The following is a 1,397-nucleotide window of genomic DNA, read 5'->3' as shown; positions in this document are numbered from 1 at the left end:
ATGGATTAGGGTCATAGGGTAACAAACACCCTCGACTAACATCACTACCCGAAGTGTCTATCTGGATGGTATAGGTTTCCTTTACATAGTTGATTACTGCCTGAAAGTATTCGGTATGGGAAACTTCATCCAAGGCTATTTTAATAATCCATTTCAAACCATTTCCCCTTGGGGACATAAATAACAGTTGAGAAGGAAAATAAGGATCTTTTAATAGCGTCTTTTTAATATCCATTAATTCTGTAGTATTCGGAATTCCATCGATATCAATGGTTAAGAGTTTGGAATGTGTACGAAGTGCATTGTTGTTTCGCCTGGTAAACACTCCGGAAAAAGTAACATAGTCAAAATGCTTTTTCTTATACTCTTTTTGTTCTTTTTCTGAAGAAAGTTTACGTAAATGTGCAGTGCGATACTTACGGGAGGTGTCTGTAAGCATCTGATACACGTCTAACAATCCAATGGTTCTGGAAGGAATAAGATTATAGAGGTTTTTAGAAAAATAGCTAAACCTTGGTTCCCATTTGGTATCAGGGATCATGTCCAGGTACTTTTGAATGTATGCTTGTCGTAAGCTATACCTAGATAACTTTGTTTCTAAGTTCAAATGTAAAGTATCATTGATCTTTAGTAACAACTCTAGTTCTGTATCTGCTTTAAAATACAATTGCGCAAAGTCAAACACATCTCCCTTATAAATAGTATCTTCTAAATCAATATAGGTGGCACAATGATTTACAATTTTAATCTGTAACGTTTTTCTTTGATGTTTGGAAAAAGGATTATAGGCTGGTCTACACTTGTTTCCACTCACTCTAAGCACGGTTTCTTTCGGGTAATACTGCCGAAGGATATAGACAAAGATCTTTAGTCCATAATGAGTTTTCTGTAAAATATGCTGTTTGGTGATCATACGTATCGTTTTAAATGATCATGTTTTTTTTTAAAAGTAGTCATATAAGGACACTACAAGCCTATGCCTGTAAAACAGGCATCCCCATGCTTTTATATGTAAAAGCATTAAACCGTATGTCAATAATGATGGTAATCAGAAATGTAACTGGCGTTTGCTTAATAGAAACAATAGTATATACAATAGATTCATAACAGCGCAAGAGGTAGGCGAAATGCGCTATTGTTATGTGTCAAAGAAAAGAGGTGTGTAAAAGTTATACCACTTTTCGGGCTCTACGTTTGATTTTATACATCACCGTAGATTTGTTTACTTTATAGTTTTTCAGTTCATCCGCAGTGCAATCTAAATGGGACGCGATTATATCCAGATCCTGAGCAGGGATATCTGCATGGTCATCGGCCAGTAAATTACAATAGCGATTAAAAGTCCTTGCTGTTTTTTTTAACCCCGTAATGATCTTTTCTTTAGTAGCCCTGTATTT

At 35.4% G+C, this 1,397-nt stretch carries 2 protein-coding genes; both read right to left on the bottom strand.

Going from position 1 to position 1,397, the window contains the following annotated elements:
• On the bottom strand, nucleotides 1-913 hold a 913-nt coding region (locus Z054_RS30760), incomplete at its 3' end, for a BT4734/BF3469 family protein (protein ID WP_051473955.1).
• A 256-nt stretch (nucleotides 914-1,169) separates the two neighbouring features.
• Nucleotides 1,170-1,397: hypothetical protein (locus Z054_RS32015; protein ID WP_035093855.1), on the bottom strand; the 228-nt coding region annotated here is incomplete at its 5' end.

The organism is Aquimarina macrocephali JAMB N27, assembly GCF_000520995.1.
GTDB lineage: Bacteria > Bacteroidota > Bacteroidia > Flavobacteriales > Flavobacteriaceae > Aquimarina > Aquimarina macrocephali.
Note: the sequence above shows the minus strand (reverse complement) of the source record. Positions and strands in the feature narration are given on the sequence as shown.